Origin of the sequence: Aeromonas sp. R6-1, assembly GCF_040908165.1 — a bacterium.
In the GTDB taxonomy this organism is placed as follows: domain Bacteria; phylum Pseudomonadota; class Gammaproteobacteria; order Enterobacterales; family Aeromonadaceae; genus Aeromonas; species Aeromonas caviae.
Window position 1 is genome coordinate 1 of record NZ_JBFODF010000044.1, and the last position, 14,876, is coordinate 14,876.

11 protein-coding genes, 1 rRNA gene and 1 riboswitch are annotated in these 14,876 nt (G+C 60.5%); of the genes, 4 read left to right on the forward strand and 8 right to left on the reverse strand.

What is annotated here, in order from left to right; genetic code table 11:
- A 16S ribosomal RNA gene (locus AB5Y68_RS14285) occupies nt 1-83 on the reverse strand; the annotation flags it as partial.
- A gap of 616 nt (nt 84-699) precedes the next feature.
- Between AB5Y68_RS14285 and AB5Y68_RS14290 the strand changes: the two genes are divergently transcribed.
- Nucleotides 700-1,191, forward strand: coding sequence for an RNA-binding protein (locus tag AB5Y68_RS14290; protein WP_039040689.1), 492 nt, complete (start codon nt 700-702; stop codon nt 1,189-1,191).
- 3 nt (nt 1,192-1,194) lie between these two features.
- On the opposite strand, the gene murI is transcribed toward AB5Y68_RS14290, so the two are convergent.
- Nucleotides 1,195-1,983 (reverse strand): glutamate racemase, encoded by a 789-nt coding sequence (gene murI, locus AB5Y68_RS14295; RefSeq protein WP_010672351.1) that lies wholly within the window; start codon nt 1,981-1,983, stop codon nt 1,195-1,197.
- Between the two features lie 108 nt (nt 1,984-2,091).
- On the reverse strand, nt 2,092-3,957 hold the full coding sequence (locus AB5Y68_RS14300; protein WP_039040688.1) for a TonB-dependent receptor: 1,866 nt from the start codon (nt 3,955-3,957) through the stop codon (nt 2,092-2,094).
- 51 nt (nt 3,958-4,008) lie between these two features.
- Nucleotides 4,009-4,187, reverse strand: a riboswitch (cobalamin riboswitch).
- 207 nt (nt 4,188-4,394) lie between these two features.
- Between AB5Y68_RS14300 and purE the strand changes: the two genes are divergently transcribed.
- Together purE and AB5Y68_RS14310 are read left to right on the forward strand one after the other, a co-directional pair.
- Nucleotides 4,395-4,904, forward strand: a complete 510-nt coding sequence (purE, locus tag AB5Y68_RS14305) for a 5-(carboxyamino)imidazole ribonucleotide mutase (protein WP_029313402.1) — start codon at nt 4,395-4,397, stop codon at nt 4,902-4,904.
- A complete protein-coding gene (locus tag AB5Y68_RS14310) occupies nt 4,901-6,025 on the forward strand; it encodes a 5-(carboxyamino)imidazole ribonucleotide synthase (protein WP_039040687.1) in 1,125 nt (374 codons plus the stop codon). Before purE ends, AB5Y68_RS14310 begins: the two co-directional genes overlap by 4 nt.
- A 72-nt stretch (nt 6,026-6,097) precedes the next feature.
- On the opposite strand, the gene AB5Y68_RS14315 is transcribed toward AB5Y68_RS14310, so the two are convergent.
- The 3 genes from AB5Y68_RS14315 to AB5Y68_RS14325 all read right to left on the reverse strand — a co-directional run bounded on the left by AB5Y68_RS14315 (nt 6,098) and on the right by AB5Y68_RS14325 (nt 9,879).
- Nucleotides 6,098-7,291, reverse strand: coding sequence for an MFS transporter (locus AB5Y68_RS14315; RefSeq protein ID WP_039040686.1), 1,194 nt, complete (start codon nt 7,289-7,291; stop codon nt 6,098-6,100).
- A gap of 109 nt (nt 7,292-7,400) precedes the next feature.
- Nucleotides 7,401-8,129: a LytTR family DNA-binding domain-containing protein gene (locus tag AB5Y68_RS14320; protein ID WP_039040685.1), complete on the reverse strand. Its 729-nt coding sequence runs from the start codon at nt 8,127-8,129 to the stop codon at nt 7,401-7,403.
- A gap of 76 nt (nt 8,130-8,205) precedes the next feature.
- Nucleotides 8,206-9,879 carry a sensor histidine kinase gene (locus AB5Y68_RS14325; RefSeq protein ID WP_039040684.1) on the reverse strand — a complete coding sequence of 558 codons (1,674 nt, stop codon included), beginning with the start codon at nt 9,877-9,879 and terminating at the stop codon, nt 8,206-8,208.
- Between the two features lie 160 nt (nt 9,880-10,039).
- Here AB5Y68_RS14325 and AB5Y68_RS14330 point away from each other — a divergent pair, with 160 nt between their 5' ends.
- Complete coding sequence (locus tag AB5Y68_RS14330; protein ID WP_039040683.1) at nt 10,040-10,480, forward strand: hypothetical protein; 441 nt, start codon at nt 10,040-10,042, stop codon at nt 10,478-10,480.
- A gap of 31 nt (nt 10,481-10,511) precedes the next feature.
- Here the strand turns inward: AB5Y68_RS14330 and AB5Y68_RS14335 are convergent, their stop codons facing one another.
- Entirely contained in the window at nt 10,512-14,054 is a 3,543-nt protein-coding gene (locus AB5Y68_RS14335) for a transporter substrate-binding domain-containing protein (protein WP_234704039.1), read from the reverse strand.
- Between the two features lie 53 nt (nt 14,055-14,107).
- A complete protein-coding gene (locus AB5Y68_RS14340; RefSeq protein WP_368207291.1) occupies nt 14,108-14,731 on the reverse strand; it encodes a response regulator in 624 nt (207 codons plus the stop codon).
- Between the last annotated feature and the right edge of the window lie 145 nt (nt 14,732-14,876).

Here is a 14,876-nt window from a genome sequence, read left to right on the forward strand (position 1 = left end):
CTACTTTCCCGCTGCCGCTCGACTTGCATGTGTTAGGCCTGCCGCCAGCGTTCAATCTGAGCCATGATCAAACTCTTCAATTTAAGTTTGGTTGCCTGCTTAATCGCTTAAGCAAAGCGGCTCAATGAATTGCTGAATTAACTGCTGCAACTTTCGTTGCTTTGGTCACTTCATCAGACATTGAAAATCAAAAATTGTTTTTGATGCTCGATGCTGTGAGTGCCCACACAGATTGCTTGATTCAAATTGTTAAAGAGCGTCACGCTTATCGCGTTGAGGAGGCGCATCTTACGCTCCTCACTTCGAAAGTCAAGCGGTTGTTTTCGCTTTTCTTTCGGCGCTGGCTTCACGAGGAAGCTAGCTCATCAGTTCGGCGTGGTCCGCCGTGCTGGTAGGGGCGCATTATAGGGAGGCCGGTTACGATGACAAGGGATTTTTTGAAGAAAGTCACGGAAACTTCAAATTATCCAGTTAGAAACAACTTACCCAGTGTATATATACAATGTTATCCACAAGCTGATGATTTCAGCCCTCTTTTATTGGCATTTATCAGGATCTTCCTGGCTGAAGGAATGCCATACTGAAGCGGATAATTTGCCTCAAGTGGTCCATGGTAGCGTCTGGTCGTAAAGCTGGTTACCATGAAGGTGAATAGAGTGTTGCACCTTTTTTGCTTTCATTTACAAAAGGTCTTTAAAGATGAATTTATCCAAGTTTCCCGTTTATGTGCAGGCAGCAGTTCTTGCTCTGGTATTGGCGCTGCTCGGCTATCTGGTTGCCCAGGCCCTGCAGTTCTCTCTGAAAGTCGAAGTCATTTTTGCCGCCGGTCTGGCCATTGGCGGTTTCGTGGTACCGCTGCTCCTGAAAAGAACCCCGGCTAATGCAGCTGAAGCGATCGCCAATCAGGAGACTTGCACCTTATATGTAGGCAACCTGCCCTATCGCGCCAACGAGATTGCGGTGCGCGAACTCTTTGCCGAGCAAGGTCAGGTACTGTCAGTTCGTCTGATGAAGGACAAGGCCACCGGCAAACGCAGGGGCTTCGGGTTTGTGGAGATGCCTGTCGCCGATGCGGCCAAGGCCATCGCCGCGCTCAATGACAAGGAGTATCAGCAGCGCACCCTGAAAGTGCGTGAAGCAAATGACAAGCGGGACCGGGATGAGAAGGACGTCAACGACGTCGACGCCTGATATTCAGTACACCACTTCTTCGAGTGACGACAGCCCCCAAGCTTGCAAGGGGGCTGTCAGTTTCTGGGCCCCAGCATCCAGTCGCGTGCAGTAGGCACGTCCCGTCCCCTCGCCAGGCGCCTGGACCGGCAGTGTCGCCAGCAGATGCGCCACCCGCCTTGCCACGGCAAGACCCGAATCGACCAGTTGGCATTCCGGCATCAGCTGTTTGATCTCTTCGTTGAGCAAGGGGAAGTGGGTACATCCCAGTACCAGGGTATCCGGCCTCTCCTCCCCTTCCATCCAGTCTGCGAGCACCTCTCTGAGCAGGGCCATATTGACCGGCAACCCCGCCAGCTTGCGCTCGGCTTCGATAACCAGTTCGGTGGCCCCCTTCAGCAGCACATGCTTGCCCGGGGCGAACTGGGCAATGAGTTCATGGGTATAGTCACGGCTGACGGTGCCGGGCGTTGCCAGCAGACCGATGTAGCCGTTACGGGTCAGGGCGGCGGCAGGCTTGATCGCGGGGACCACGCCGACCACGGGAATGCTGAGTGCGGTACGCAGGGATGGCAGGGCAATGGTGCTGGCGGTATTGCAGGCGATCACCACCAGATCAATGGCGTGCTCGGCCACCATGTGGCTGACCAGTCCGGTACAAGCCTCGATGAGGGCCGCCTCACTCAGCTCGCCATAGGGAAAGTGGGCATTGTCGAAACTGTAGAAATAGTTGTGCTCCGGCAGAGCGCGACGGATCTCCCCATAGACGGTCAGACCGCCCATACCGGAGTCGAACACGAGAATATTGGCCACCTGAGCTCCCCCTTGAATGCGAGGCCGCGATCATACTCCCGCCCGGCGCCAATAGAAAAGGCCCTGCCAATGGCAGGGCCCCTGATTTTTCAGATCCAGACAAGGGGATCAGAGTGCGTAGTCCACCGTCACATAGTAGGCACGCTCGTCAGCCGGGTAACCCACCGAGGTCTGGTATTCCTTGTCCAGCAGGTTGCTGACCTTGCCGGAGACCTTCCAGGACGGTGCAACCTGATAGCCCACCGCCAGGTTCCACACGCTGTAACCGCCCAGCTGGGTGGTATTGGCCGCGTCACCATAACGCTCACCCTGGTAGATCCAGCTCAGGGAGCCATCGAACTGCTGCCACTGCGCCTGGCTCACCCACTTGGCCCCCTTGCGGGAGATCAGCTGCAACTGCTTGTCGGTGACCTTGTCCTTGGGATCCTTGTATTCGGCGGAAACGCGATGGCTCAGCCAGCCGGTCTCGAACTCCCCTTCCAGCTCAACCCCTTCAATCCGCGCCTTGCCGACGTTTTGCGGCGTCCACATGCCCTGGCTGTCCGGTGCCCACTGGATCATCTGCTCGAAGTCGTTGCGATAACCGGTCAAGCGCCACTCCACACCAGCGGTCTGTCCGTCCAGCATCAACTCGTGGCTTTTCGACTCTTCCGGCTTCAGATCCGGATTGCCGGACCCCGGGTAGTAGAGATCGTTGAAGGAGGGGGCACGGAAACCGGTGCCGTAACGGGCACTGAGGCGATAATCCTCAACGAAGCGCCAGCCAGCGCCGGTTTGCCAGGTGTTGTGACGTCCGAACTGCTCGTTGTCATCGCTGCGACCGCTCAGCTCGGCCTGCCAGACCTGGTTGTCAAACTGGGCCAGGGCATAGAGCCCGGTGTTGTCACGCTCATCGGCCTCACTCGGGAAGGCGACGCCAGAGGAGCGGGAACTATCGTCCAGCATGTCGCGCTGCCAGTCGGCGCCGCCCCCCAGGGTCCAGCTCTCGTCCAACTTGACGCTGTTGACCCAGTTCAGGGTGTATTGACGGGTATAGAGTCGATCAGCGGACTGATCGCGGCCGCTGGTATCCGGGTAGTCGTAGGCATCCTGTTTGGAGAAGGCGCCGCGCAGCTCGCTCAGGTAGCGCTCGTCATGATAGCGGGAGCCGAGCTGGTAGCTCTGGTTCTCGGTCCAGGTCTCGTTGCGTTGATGAAACGCCGGGCCCCAGGCGGAAGCGGCAGAGGATCTGTCGTACTGGGCAATGTTGCGGAACCAGCGGGTCGTACCGAACAGATCCCAGTTGCTGGCCAGCGCCTGCTGATAATCCACCATGGCGTTATAGCCCCGGTGTCCATGCTTGTCGCCATCGTTCACCCCGACGATGGGATGCACGTTGTAGCCGGTCTCGTCATCGAAACCACCAGCGACCTTGATCTGACCCGCATCACCCACCTGGCTGGCGCTGCTGAAGGCAGCCTGACGCTGCTTGTGGGAGCCCGCGCCCAGGTTGAACTGGTGCTGATTGGTCCCCTGGTCCGGGCGAGTGATGATGTTGATGACCCCACCGATGGCATCGGACCCATAAATAGTGGCGCGTGCACCGCGGATATATTCGATCCGCTCCACCTGGTTGAGGGGCAGGTTGTTGAGCTCGGTCATCCCGGCGGTCAGAGAGGCGCTGCGCACCCCGTCCACCAGCACCAGGGTCTGGGAAGAGGTGCCACCACGTACCCGCAGCGAGCTGAGCTGGCCGCGGCCGCCGTTGCTGACCACTTCCACGCCGGGCAGGGTCTTGACCACGTCGGTCACGGTCTGGGCTTGCAGGCGATCGATCTCGTCACGGGTCACCACGTTGACGGGAGCCAGCACACTGGAGGCAGGCTGGGCGACACGGGTAGCGGTCACCACCATGGTGGGATTGACGGGGATGGTCAGTTGTTGGGCAAAGGCCGCCGTTGGCAACAGGGCAGCCGCCAATAATGTCTTGGACATGAGAGATCCTTAAGTTCGCGTAAGCATCTACTTCGTGGCCGGTTTCTCTCGGCCCGAAATACGAACTTTGGCAGGTCTTCGGGCTTGGGGGCTGATGGCCTACGGCGACGGCTTCCCACCTGACGGCAGTGCCCTGATGTCGCTTCGTTCCCCCTTACCGCTGCGCGCCAGCTCCGGATTCTCACCGGATTCCCTTTTAAGCATGATGCGCCAAAGCGGGGGGATTATAGGCAGAGCTGTCTTGGATGTATAGCCATCTGGATTTCTAATGTCGTTTTTACCCAAAGTCGGTGCCAAGTGGCGCAGATCCTCGCCCCCTCTCGTACCTTGAGGCTCGTTGACCGTCATTCGAGCGGGTCAAACACAAGAAATGTTGAGCCAGATCCCACGGCTTTTTGGTAACATGCGGCAAACGTTTGACATCCGAGGAAGCCGTAATGACGACCCCCCCTATGATCGGCCTGGTAATGGGCTCCGACTCTGACTGGCCCGTGATGCAGGCCGCCGCCCGCATCCTCAAGGAGCACGGCGTGCCCTATGAAGCGCGCGTCGTATCCGCCCATCGCACCCCGGATCTCCTGTTTGAATATGCCGCCAGTGCGCGCGATCGTGGTCTGCGCGCCATCATCGCTGGCGCCGGCGGCGCAGCCCACCTGCCGGGCATGCTGGCCGCCAAGACCACGATCCCGGTGCTGGGCGTGCCCATCCCCACCCGCCAGCTCAAGGGGATGGATTCCCTGCTCTCCATCGTGCAGATGCCCAAGGGCGTGCCGGTCGCCACCTTCGCCATCGGCGAGGCGGGTGCCGCCAATGCCGGTCTGTTCGCCGTGTCCCTGCTCTCTGTCGCCCAGGATGGCGACGCTCCCCGTTATCACCAGCAGCTCGACGGCTTCCGCGCCAAGGAGCGCGACCGGGTGCTGGCGCTCACCCTGGAGGAGCCAGCATGATACTGCCCCCCGCCACTTTGGGTATGCTCGGTGGCGGCCAGCTCGGCCGCTACTTCGTGATGTCTGCCCACCGTCTCGGCTACAAGGTGATCGTGCTGGACCCGGACCCCATCAGCATCGCCGGTGCAGCCGCCGACGAGCAGATCGTTGCCGCCTATGACGATGCCGATGCCCTGCGCGACCTGGCCAGCCGCTGCGACGCCATCACCTGCGAGTTCGAAAACGTGCCCGCCGCCTCCCTGGCCCTGCTGGAGCAGTACAAGCCGGTGCGCCCGGCAGCGAGCGCAGTACGTGTCTGTCAGGATCGCCGGGAAGAGAAAGCCTTCCTGACCCGCGCCGGCGTACCGGTCGCCCCGAACCTGACCCTGCTGCCCGGCGAGCCGCTGCCCGCCCAGCCCGGCGACCTCTTCCCCGCCATCCTCAAGACCGCCCGCGAGGGCTACGATGGCAAGGGGCAGTGGACTATCCACAATGCGGGCGAATTGCCAGCGGCCCTGGCCGCCAGCGGTGTCCCTTGCGTGCTGGAAAAACGTCTGCCACTGGAGGGGGAGTTTGCCCTCACCCTGGCCCGCAGTCCGAGCGGTGCCATCAGTGCCCTGCCCCTGGTGCAGAACTGGCACAGCGGCGGCATCCTGGATCAGACCCGCTCCCCGGCCAATGTGCCCGCCCTGGAGCGCGAAGCCCAGCGCATCGCCGAGCACATCATCGCCGCCCTCGACTATGTGGGTGTGCTGACGGTGGAGTTCTTCCTGGTCGGCGGTGAGCTGCTGGTCAACGAGATGGCCCCCCGGCCCCACAATTCGGGTCATCCCAGCATCGACAATGCCGGTTGCAGCCAGTTCGAGTTGCAGGTGCGCGCCCTGTGCGATCTGCCGCTGCCGGCACAGGCTGAGGTTCAGCCCGCCATCCTGCTCAACCTGCTCGGGGATCTGTGGCAAGACGGCACGCCGGACTGGGCTAGCGCCCTGGCCCTGCCCGGGGTCCACCTTCACCTCTATGGCAAGGGCGAAGCCCGCCCCGGCCGCAAGATGGGCCACGTCACCGTCACTGGCCGTGACTGGCCCGCCGTCGAGGCCACCGCGCACCAGCTGCGCGCCCTGCTGGGTCTGCCCCCGCGCTGAGTCCACCCCTTGACATGCAAAGACCCGGGCCAAGGCCCGGGTCTTTTTTTATAACTTGAGAAGCGAGAGGGGTCAGGCCCTGTCGACAGCCGCAACGGGAGCCGGCAGGCGGATGGTGAGGGAGAGCACCAGGGCCACCACCAGCAACACCAGGATCAGGTTGAAGGTCGCCATGAAGCCGCCGAACAGGGAGGCCACAATGGAGCCGATGATGCTGCCCAGACCAAAGCCCAGATAGATGACGCCGTAGTTCTTGGTCAGGTTGTTGAGGCCGAAGAAGTCGCTCACCAGCGAGGGGTAGACGGTGATGGTACCGCCGAAGCTGAACGCCACGCAGGCCACCGCCACGAAGAAGAGGTTGGCATTGAGCGGCACGAACAGCAGCAGCGCCATCCCCGCCAGGGTAATCAACTGGGCGATGGTGATGACCCGGATACGGGACATCTTGTCGGAGAGGATGCCCAGCACCAGCCGGCCGCCCAGGTTGGCCATGGCGATGATGGCGACGGCGTTGGCGGCGACCACGGCCGGCAGGCCCACCATCTTCTCGCCGATGTCCTTGGCCACGCCGATGACGTAGAGACCGCTCATGCAGGCGGTGAGGAACATCAGCGCCAGCATCCAGTATTGGGGCTTGCGCATCGCCTCGGCCAGGGTGAAGTCGCGGCTCTCGCTCTGCTGCACGGCGGCGGCCTGCTTGGGTGCATCCTTCATCAGCATGCCACCCACCAGCACCATGGACATGGCGATCAGCCCCCACAGCTGGAAGGTGGTCTCAAGGCCGTTGCTGGAGAGCAGCAGCAGGTTGATGTACTTGAAGCCCAGGCTGCCGAGGCCATAAGCACCGATAGAGCAGGCGGAGATGAGCCCCTTGCGCTCCGGGAACCACTTCACGCAGTTGGAGAGGGTCATCAGGTAGCCAGTACCGTCGGCAAAACCGACCAGGATGCCGGCGCAGAGGTAGAGCATCGCCAGGTTGCTGGCATGGGCGGTGAGGAAGAAGCCGATGCCGAGCAGCACGCCGGCACCCAGGGTGACGTTGCGCACCCCGAACCGCTCCTGCAGCTTGCCCGCCAGGGAGGAGGCCACCGCCAGGGAGAGGCTGAGCAGGCCGAAGGCGAAGGCGACCTGGCTCACCGGCTCGTCCAGCTTGTCAGAGAGCTGGGCGTTGAACAGGCTCCAGGTGTAAACGGATCCCAGCGCGAACTGGGTGATGATGGTCCCCAACAGGGTGAGGTAGCGGGTGCGATTCAGCTCTCTGGTCATGATGCGTCTCGAGGAATGGCCTTAAGGAAACTGGGGCCACTATAGGCAAGACGCCGCTCCCGCCGACCGATTACGGCATGAAATGCAGATCGGCGGGAATGAATGACAATCAGAGCCGCATCAGCTGACGGAATGCCTTGATGTTGCTGCGACTGACCGGCACCTCGAATGGCAGGTCATGGAGCCGGATGAGATAGGTGCTGTTGAACCAGGGCACTATCTCGCGGATCTTGTTGATGTTGACGCAGTAGGAACGGTGGCAGCGGAAGAACCCCTCGGCCGGCAACCGGCTGACAAACTCGCTGAGGGTCATGGTCATCACGTAGCGATCGGTACGGGTGTAGACATGGGTCAGCTTCTCGTCCGCTTCCGCGTAGTAGATCTGCTCGCAGGGGGTGACGATGATGCGCTCCCCCTTCACCAGATTGACGGTGCGGTTCTGTGGTGTCCCGGACTCCGCCCCCTGGGGCTGGGACTTGCCCGCCAGTTCGAGCTTCTGCAGCAGATTGATGAGACGCGGCTCGTTGTAGGGCTTGAGGATGTAGTCGAATGCCTCCAGCTCGAACGCCTCCACCGCAAACTCCTTGTAGGCGGTGACGAAGACGATGTGGGGCGGGTGGCTGGACTTGTGCAGGTTCTTGGCCAACAGCAGGCCGTCGATGGCGGGGATCTGGATATCCAGAAACACCACGTCCACCTCGTGATCCTGCAGATACTTGAACGCCTCCAGCCCGTCTTCGAAGCTCGCCACTATCTCGATGTTGCTGTGCTGCCCCACCAGAAATGCCAGCTCCTCGCGGGCCAGATACTCATCTTCCACAATGATCGCTTTCAGCATGACATTGCCCCCATAAGGAGCACAGGAGAGGCCAGCTCCTCCCGTGTCAAACATTCGTCTTCCACTATGATGGCTTTCAGCATGGCATTGCCTCCTGATCAGGCAGATAGAAACAGACTTCGGTCCCCGGCTCCAGCCGCTTGAGGTGCAGGCCGTCGCCATAGAGCAGCTTGACCCGCTGATGCACGTTCATCAGACCGATGCTGCGGCTCTCCACCCGACCGGCGGCGACCCCGTCGATCACCGCCTGGCTGATGCCGTAGCCGGTGTCGCGCACCGCGACCCGGATGCCGCCCGCCAGCTGCTTCACCTCGATGGTGACCCGACCCGGCGCACTGCGGGGCTGGATGCCGTGCAGGATGGCGTTTTCCACCAACGGCTGCAACAGCAGGCTCGGCACCTGGATATGCACGTCGTCCACCTCGAACACCACCTCCAGCTTGTCGCCGAAGCGGGCCTGCTCGATGGCCACGTAGTCGCGCACCTGCTGCAGCTCCTCCTGGATGTCGATGAGGGTGTCCCCCTTGTTGAGGTTGTAGCGCAGGTAATCCGCGAGGTTCGCGATCAGCTGGCGTGCCTGCTGGGGACGGATGCGGATCAGCGACGAGATGGCATTGAGGGCGTTGAACAGGAAGTGGGGGTTGATCTTGCTCTGCAGCGCGGTGAACTCCGCCTTGCGGGTCATCTCCTTGAGCTGCTCGATGCGCGACACCTCCATCTGGGTGGAGATGAGCTGGGAGAGACCCACCGCCATCTCCTTGAGGGAGCTGGTGATGCTGTGGGTGCGGCGATAGTAGATCTTGAGGGTGCCGCTGACGGCGCCGTTTTCCCGCAGCGGAATAATGATGACCGAATGGAAATCGGAGAGGTGATACTGGCGCAGATCGTTGTTGATGATGATCTGGTCGAGCAGCACCGCTCTGTGGGTCATGTCGCTGATGGCGTGGTGTTCGTCCAGCTCGTAGTAATCCTTGCCCACCCCCACATAGGCCAGCACATCGCGGGTGTCGGTGATGGCCACCGCATCGGCGCTGATCTCGCTGCGAATGATGCCGCACACCTGGCTCAGGGAGTGGCGATCGATGTTCTGGAAAAACGGCAACGTCTTGTTGGCGATGTCGAGCGCCAGCTTCGCCTGCTTGGCGGCAATCAGCTCCTTCTCGTCATCCAGATCCTGCACCAGCTTGATGATGAGCCCGATACAGAGCGCCCCGGCGATCATCGGGTAGGCAATATGACTGACAATCTCCACACCTACCGCATGGGGCTCGGTCAGTTGCCAGATAAGCAGCATGGTCAGCCCCTCGCAGGCCATCCCCGCCAGGATGCCATAGAGCCAGAGCCGCGACTTGCGACAGCGCAGGTGCAGCCAGGTGGCAAGCAGGCCGGCGATGATGCTGGCGATGAGACAGGGAATGGAGGTGTGACCATCCATGTCGATGAGATAACGGTGCAGCCCCGAGATGACCCCGGCCGGAATGCCGACCCAGGGGCCGAACAGGATGCCGCCCGAGATGATGGCGATGATCCGCACGTTGATGAGGGCCCCCTCCACCGGAATGCCGGTGTAGGTGCTGAACACCGCGAACAGACAGAAGATGGCCGCCACCAGCACCAGCTCGGCCGGGGTGTGGTCACGCTTCTGGAACAATCGCTGGAACGGCCGGGTGCGGGTGAGAAGAAAGAGCGTCATCAGCATCAGCGCCGCTCGCTCAAACACTGCCAACAACATCATCTGATTTTCGAGCATGGCTCTCCTCCGTCAATGGCATGGCGCCAGGGGCGGATCATACCCCTTATCTGCCGCCGACTCATGGGCGAATCCGGGGAGAGCGGTTCAGCATTCGGGGAAAGCGCCGATAAGAGGAGGCCCTCGCCAAGGAGGGCCCAGTCCGACAAAGGAGATAACTATGTTTCAAAAAAGCATGGTGCTGGCAGTGATGATCGGTTGCAGCAGTGCCGCCGTTCACGCCAATACGCAGGTGAGCCAGCTGAACTGGCAGGCCACCGCCAGCAAAGAGACCAGCATGGAAGTAGCGCTTACCCACCCAGGTCTCCAGGCCATCAATTCGGATCCGGCACAGGCTCCCGTCCAGATCCTGGCAGCAGACCTGAGCCACCCGGATTTCAACACCACCTATCGCTTGCAAGCCCGCGCACTCTACGGCTCCCTGCCACAGCAGGATGATCTCCGGATCACGCTGGCGCTCAACGGACAACCCCTCGAAGCAAGCTGCGCCCTCCCCCTGGCGCAGGCGACCCGCTATTACCTCAGCTATCAGGCCCCGTCAGCCAGACCGGACCAGGTGGGCGACGCCGCCTATGAGTTGATGGTGTACTGGCTGGGCTGACCACAGGATCCGAAGGCATGTCCCCATGCCTTCATTCCTCCCCGTCCATCACCTGAAGTTGGGTCGCCGCCAGCCGAACAACCTCGTACTCTTGCTGCAAACGGGCCAGCGCCTCGGGCAGCCTGGCCTGATCGAGTTCCCAGGATTCTATTTCGCTGCAGGTCGCCACCAGTTTCAGAGTGCCCATTATTCTGGCGCCCCCTTTCAGGCGATGTATGCGGTCGATGAACTGGCCAACATGCCCCTCCTCCGCAGCCCGTTGCAATCCCGCGATATCGTCGTCACTGGCCCGCACGAACTCCGCCAGCAGAGGCACCATCAGGGTCGACTGGTGTGCAGTCAGCGGCCCCAGATACCGCCGGATCTCCTCCATGCAGGCGGCCATGTCACTCTGCTCTTCCCGCTGCATGTGCCGACGCAGGCAGTGATCGAGCGCCTCCAGTCCGACGGGCTTGAACAGACAGTCATCCATCCCTGCCGCCTGCCCTTCATTGATCTGCTCCTGCCGCGCATCGGCCGTCAGCCCGAGGATCACGGTGCGTCGCCAGCCGTGCAGCCGCTCCAGCTCACGGCACTGACGAGCCAGCTCGAATCCGTTCATGCCGGGCATGTTGAAGTCGGTCATGACGACATCCACCCTGGCTTCGACCAGCCGCCGCAGCGCCTCTTCTCCCGACTCGACGGCCGTGGCGTCATGACCCAGATAGGCCAGCTGCTGGCTGACCAGCAACCGGTTGGCTGGATGATCGTCCACGACCATGATCTTCAGTCGCCGCCCCGGCTCCACCACCGGATCCTGTGCAAGCGCAGCGGGCATCGCCACGGCATCGGCCACCGGCAGCTTCATCTCGACACTGACCCGGGTCCCCTGCCCGGGCGTACTCTCCAGTTTCAAGGAGCCGCCCATCGTCTCGCACAGGGAGCGGGAGATCATCAGACCCAGGCCTGTACCCGACTGCTGGATTTTCTCGGGTTGGCTGGCCTGGCTGAAGGGCTCGAACAGCCTGGCCTGCTCGGCCTGATCGATGCCGATACCGGTATCCAGGATGGTTAGCTGCACGGTACACCAGCCATCGCTGACCCGAGAAGCCAGCGTCACCGTGACCGATCCGCAATCGGTGTACTTGATGGCGTTGCTGATCAGGTTGGAGACGATCTGCTTGTAACAAAGACCATCGATCTGCACCCAGGACGGATCGCCCGTGACGAGCTCCAGCCGCAGGTTTTTCTGCCTCGCCAGCGCAGTGAATACGGTGACGACCGACGCAGTCAGGGTCACGATGTCATGGGGCTCGGGGGCCAGTTCAAACCGGCCAGACTCGATCTTGGAAATATCCAGGATGTCGCCGATGAGGCTCAGCAGATCGCTGGCCGAGCCATGGGCAATGGCGAGGGAGGCCTGATCCTCCTCGTGCAGCCGACCCCGCTTGAGCGCCAGTTCCAGCAAGCCGATGATGGCATTCATGGGGGTACGGATCTCGTGGCTCATGGTCGCGAGGAAGGTGCTCTTGGCACGGTTAGCCTCCTGGGCCTCCTGGCTGGCCACCGCCAGCTCATCGAGCAGGCGTACCCGTTCGCTGACGTCAATCCAGCCCCCCACCCCCCCCTGCACATTGCCGTCCAGATCGTAGTAAGGCTGAACCCAGTGATAGACGTCGACCCCGCCCGTCGGCAGGCCCAGACGGTGATCCCCCTCCTGGGCGCGGCGGCTGTCACAGGAAAGCACCAGATCCCCGAGCAAGGGAGCAAGAAAAGGCCAGCGCGTTCGCGCGTCGTCCAGGCCCGTGCCGAGCAGACCGGCCTTGGGCTCGCCAAGGAAGCTGGCATAGCTGCTGTTGCACAGCACCAGGATCCCGTTCAGATCCCGCGCATAGATGGGGTGAGGTGTCCCGTCCACCAGATCGGCGATGAACTTGAGCTGGGTGCTCAGCGCCCCCTCCACCAGCCGCCGCTCGCGGATCTGCTTGCGCAGGGACAGGCCCCACAGGCCAACCCAGAGGGTCAACAGCAGGATCAACGCGATAAAGACCCCGAACTCCTGAATCAACTCCTGCCAGGAGACACTCTCCTGTTTGACATTGACCCGCCAGCGGTTGGAGAGCCCTTCCAGCTCATCCGGCGGAATGATGGCAATCACCTTGTCCAGAATGTCCCGTAGTACGGGATGCGCGGGGGTGACCGCAAACGCGGCACCGATGGGGATGGAATCGAACAGCTCTCCCGTGATGAGCAGGCTGTCGGGGAATTTGCTGTTGACGTAGTACTTGGCCACCCGCAGCGGCAGTATGGTCACATCACACACTTCCATCGCCACACAACGCATGGCGTCTTCAATCGTATCGAACTGCCGCGACGTCAGCTTGCCGTATTCCGCCTCGATGGCCTGGGTCGAGATAAAGCCCCTGACCATGGCCACGGTACCGGTCTTGAGCAGCGATGCAGGGGGAGTCTTCCTGTGGTGCAGCCCCACCACATAGGAGAGGGGATCGAGGACAAAGGCCCGGCTGAACAGATAGCGGTTCCTGCGCTCGGCAGAGGGGCTCAACACTCCCGCATCCACCTGGCCGCTATCCAGCAACTGGGTCATCTGCTCCGGTGTCTTGGCAGGCACCACCTCGAGCTCCACTCCCAGCTTGGCCCGCATGACCTGCAGCAGATCGGCGACCACGCCGTGCATGGTACCGGTGACGTCATAAAAACTGAGGGGCGGAATGCCGCTGTTCACCGCAATCCGGATTTTCTCTCGCTTGCCCAGCCATTTCCATTGCTCGCGGCTCAGGTCGATCCTGCTGGCACCGATGGAGAGACCGCCCCCATTCCAGCGTTTGGCCACTTCCGCTCGCTTGCCATCGAGGATCTCCCCCAGCGCGATATCCATGATCCTCTTGAGTCGCCGCTCCTTGGGGTTGAGGGCAAAGGCAAAACCGGCGGTATCGATATAGAGCGGCTTCAATAATTGAATGCTGTTCTGATAGAACTTGTTGACGATGAAATTGCCGGAGATCATGTCCACCATGACGGCATCAACCTGACCATATGCCACCGCGGACAATGCACTATAGCGGGACGGGTATATTTTAATTTTGTAGTCCGACAGATAGCGCATGATGTCCATGAACGGCAAATAATACTCCGGCACGGCTATTGTTCTTATTTCCCGCTCTTTGATCTGAATGTTTTTATAGATGGCAGGGTCATCAGCAATATATTTGTCAGTCAGCAGAAGATGCTGTTCACGCTCATAGGAGTTGGAGGTACTCAGCAGATCGATCTCCCCCCGCTGGAGCGCTTCAATGGCAGCCGCCCTGGAGGGATATCCCTTCACCAGGATCTCGATGTGCAGCAGATGGGTCAACATGCCGACGATGTCGGCCGTCACCCCTTCATAAGCATTCGCCCTCAGGGTGATGTCCATGGGGGGGTTGTCGGGTCTGGGCACCCCCAGGATCAGCCGCTCGCGCTCCTGCAACCAGCGCCACTCCTCCCCATGCAGCGGCAAGGGGCTGGCATCGAGGTATTCCCCGCCATCCCGCGAATAGACTTGCAGCAGGGGCTCTTCCGGTTCCCGGGCCACCAGTGGCCACGCCCAGACCAGCGCCAGCAGGAACAGCAGCGGTTTCCCCCTGTTCACAGCAGTTTCTGCCGTCTGGCCAGACTGAACAGATCAACGATGTTGGTGATGTTGAGTTTCTTCATCAACCGGGTCTTGTAGGTACTGACGGTTTTCTCGCTCAGCAGCATGCTTTGGGCAATCTGCTTGTTGGCATGGCCCTGACAAATCTGCAGCAGCACGCTCATCTCGCGGGAAGAGAGGGTCGACAGCAGATCTTCCCGATCGACGGTGTGGGCATGTCTGGCGCCGGCGATGACGTCACGGGGGTAATAGAGTTGCCGCTTCTCTATTTTTGCGATCGCATCCTTCAGCAAATACAAATCATCCAGCTTGGACAAGAACCCCTCGGCACCGGCTTGCAGGCACCGCACCATAATATGGTGGGTGGACTGTGCAGACAGCACCAGAATCTTGGCGCCAATATCCAGCATCTTGATTCTTTTTATCACTTCGATGCCATCAAGCTGAGGTATTCCAATATCAAGAATGACAATATCCGGATGGGTTTTCTTGGCCATGGCGATAGCATCGACACCATTATCCACTTCGCCTAAAATATGATGTTCATCCTGCTTTAACAACATGCTCACGGCCATTCTTATTGCTGGATGATCATCTACTATCAATACCTTCGCCATATATAGATCCGTTATTCAGCCCTGTCCGACGAGCATATTAACTACAAATCAAGCAACGACACCATACAACCCATTTTTGTTTTACATATGTTAAATGAATATAAAAATGGCATTTTCAAGTTAATCATCATTATAGCTTCACTAA

Coding starts and splice junctions, on each gene's coding strand:
- AB5Y68_RS14290 (WP_039040689.1), top strand. CDS start 700: ATGAATTTATCCAAGTTTCCCGTTTATGTGCAGGCAGCAGTTCTTGCT.
- AB5Y68_RS14320 (WP_039040685.1), bottom strand. CDS start 8,129: ATGCTGAAAGCGATCATTGTGGAAGATGAGTATCTGGCCCGCGAGGAG.
- AB5Y68_RS14310 (WP_039040687.1), top strand. CDS start 4,901: ATGATACTGCCCCCCGCCACTTTGGGTATGCTCGGTGGCGGCCAGCTC.
- AB5Y68_RS14340 (WP_368207291.1), bottom strand. CDS start 14,731: ATGGCGAAGGTATTGATAGTAGATGATCATCCAGCAATAAGAATGGCC.
- AB5Y68_RS14325 (WP_039040684.1), bottom strand. CDS start 9,879: ATGCTCGAAAATCAGATGATGTTGTTGGCAGTGTTTGAGCGAGCGGCG.
- AB5Y68_RS14330 (WP_039040683.1), top strand. CDS start 10,040: ATGTTTCAAAAAAGCATGGTGCTGGCAGTGATGATCGGTTGCAGCAGT.
- AB5Y68_RS14300 (WP_039040688.1), bottom strand. CDS start 3,957: ATGTCCAAGACATTATTGGCGGCTGCCCTGTTGCCAACGGCGGCCTTT.
- AB5Y68_RS14315 (WP_039040686.1), bottom strand. CDS start 7,291: ATGACCAGAGAGCTGAATCGCACCCGCTACCTCACCCTGTTGGGGACC.
- purE (WP_029313402.1), top strand. CDS start 4,395: ATGACGACCCCCCCTATGATCGGCCTGGTAATGGGCTCCGACTCTGAC.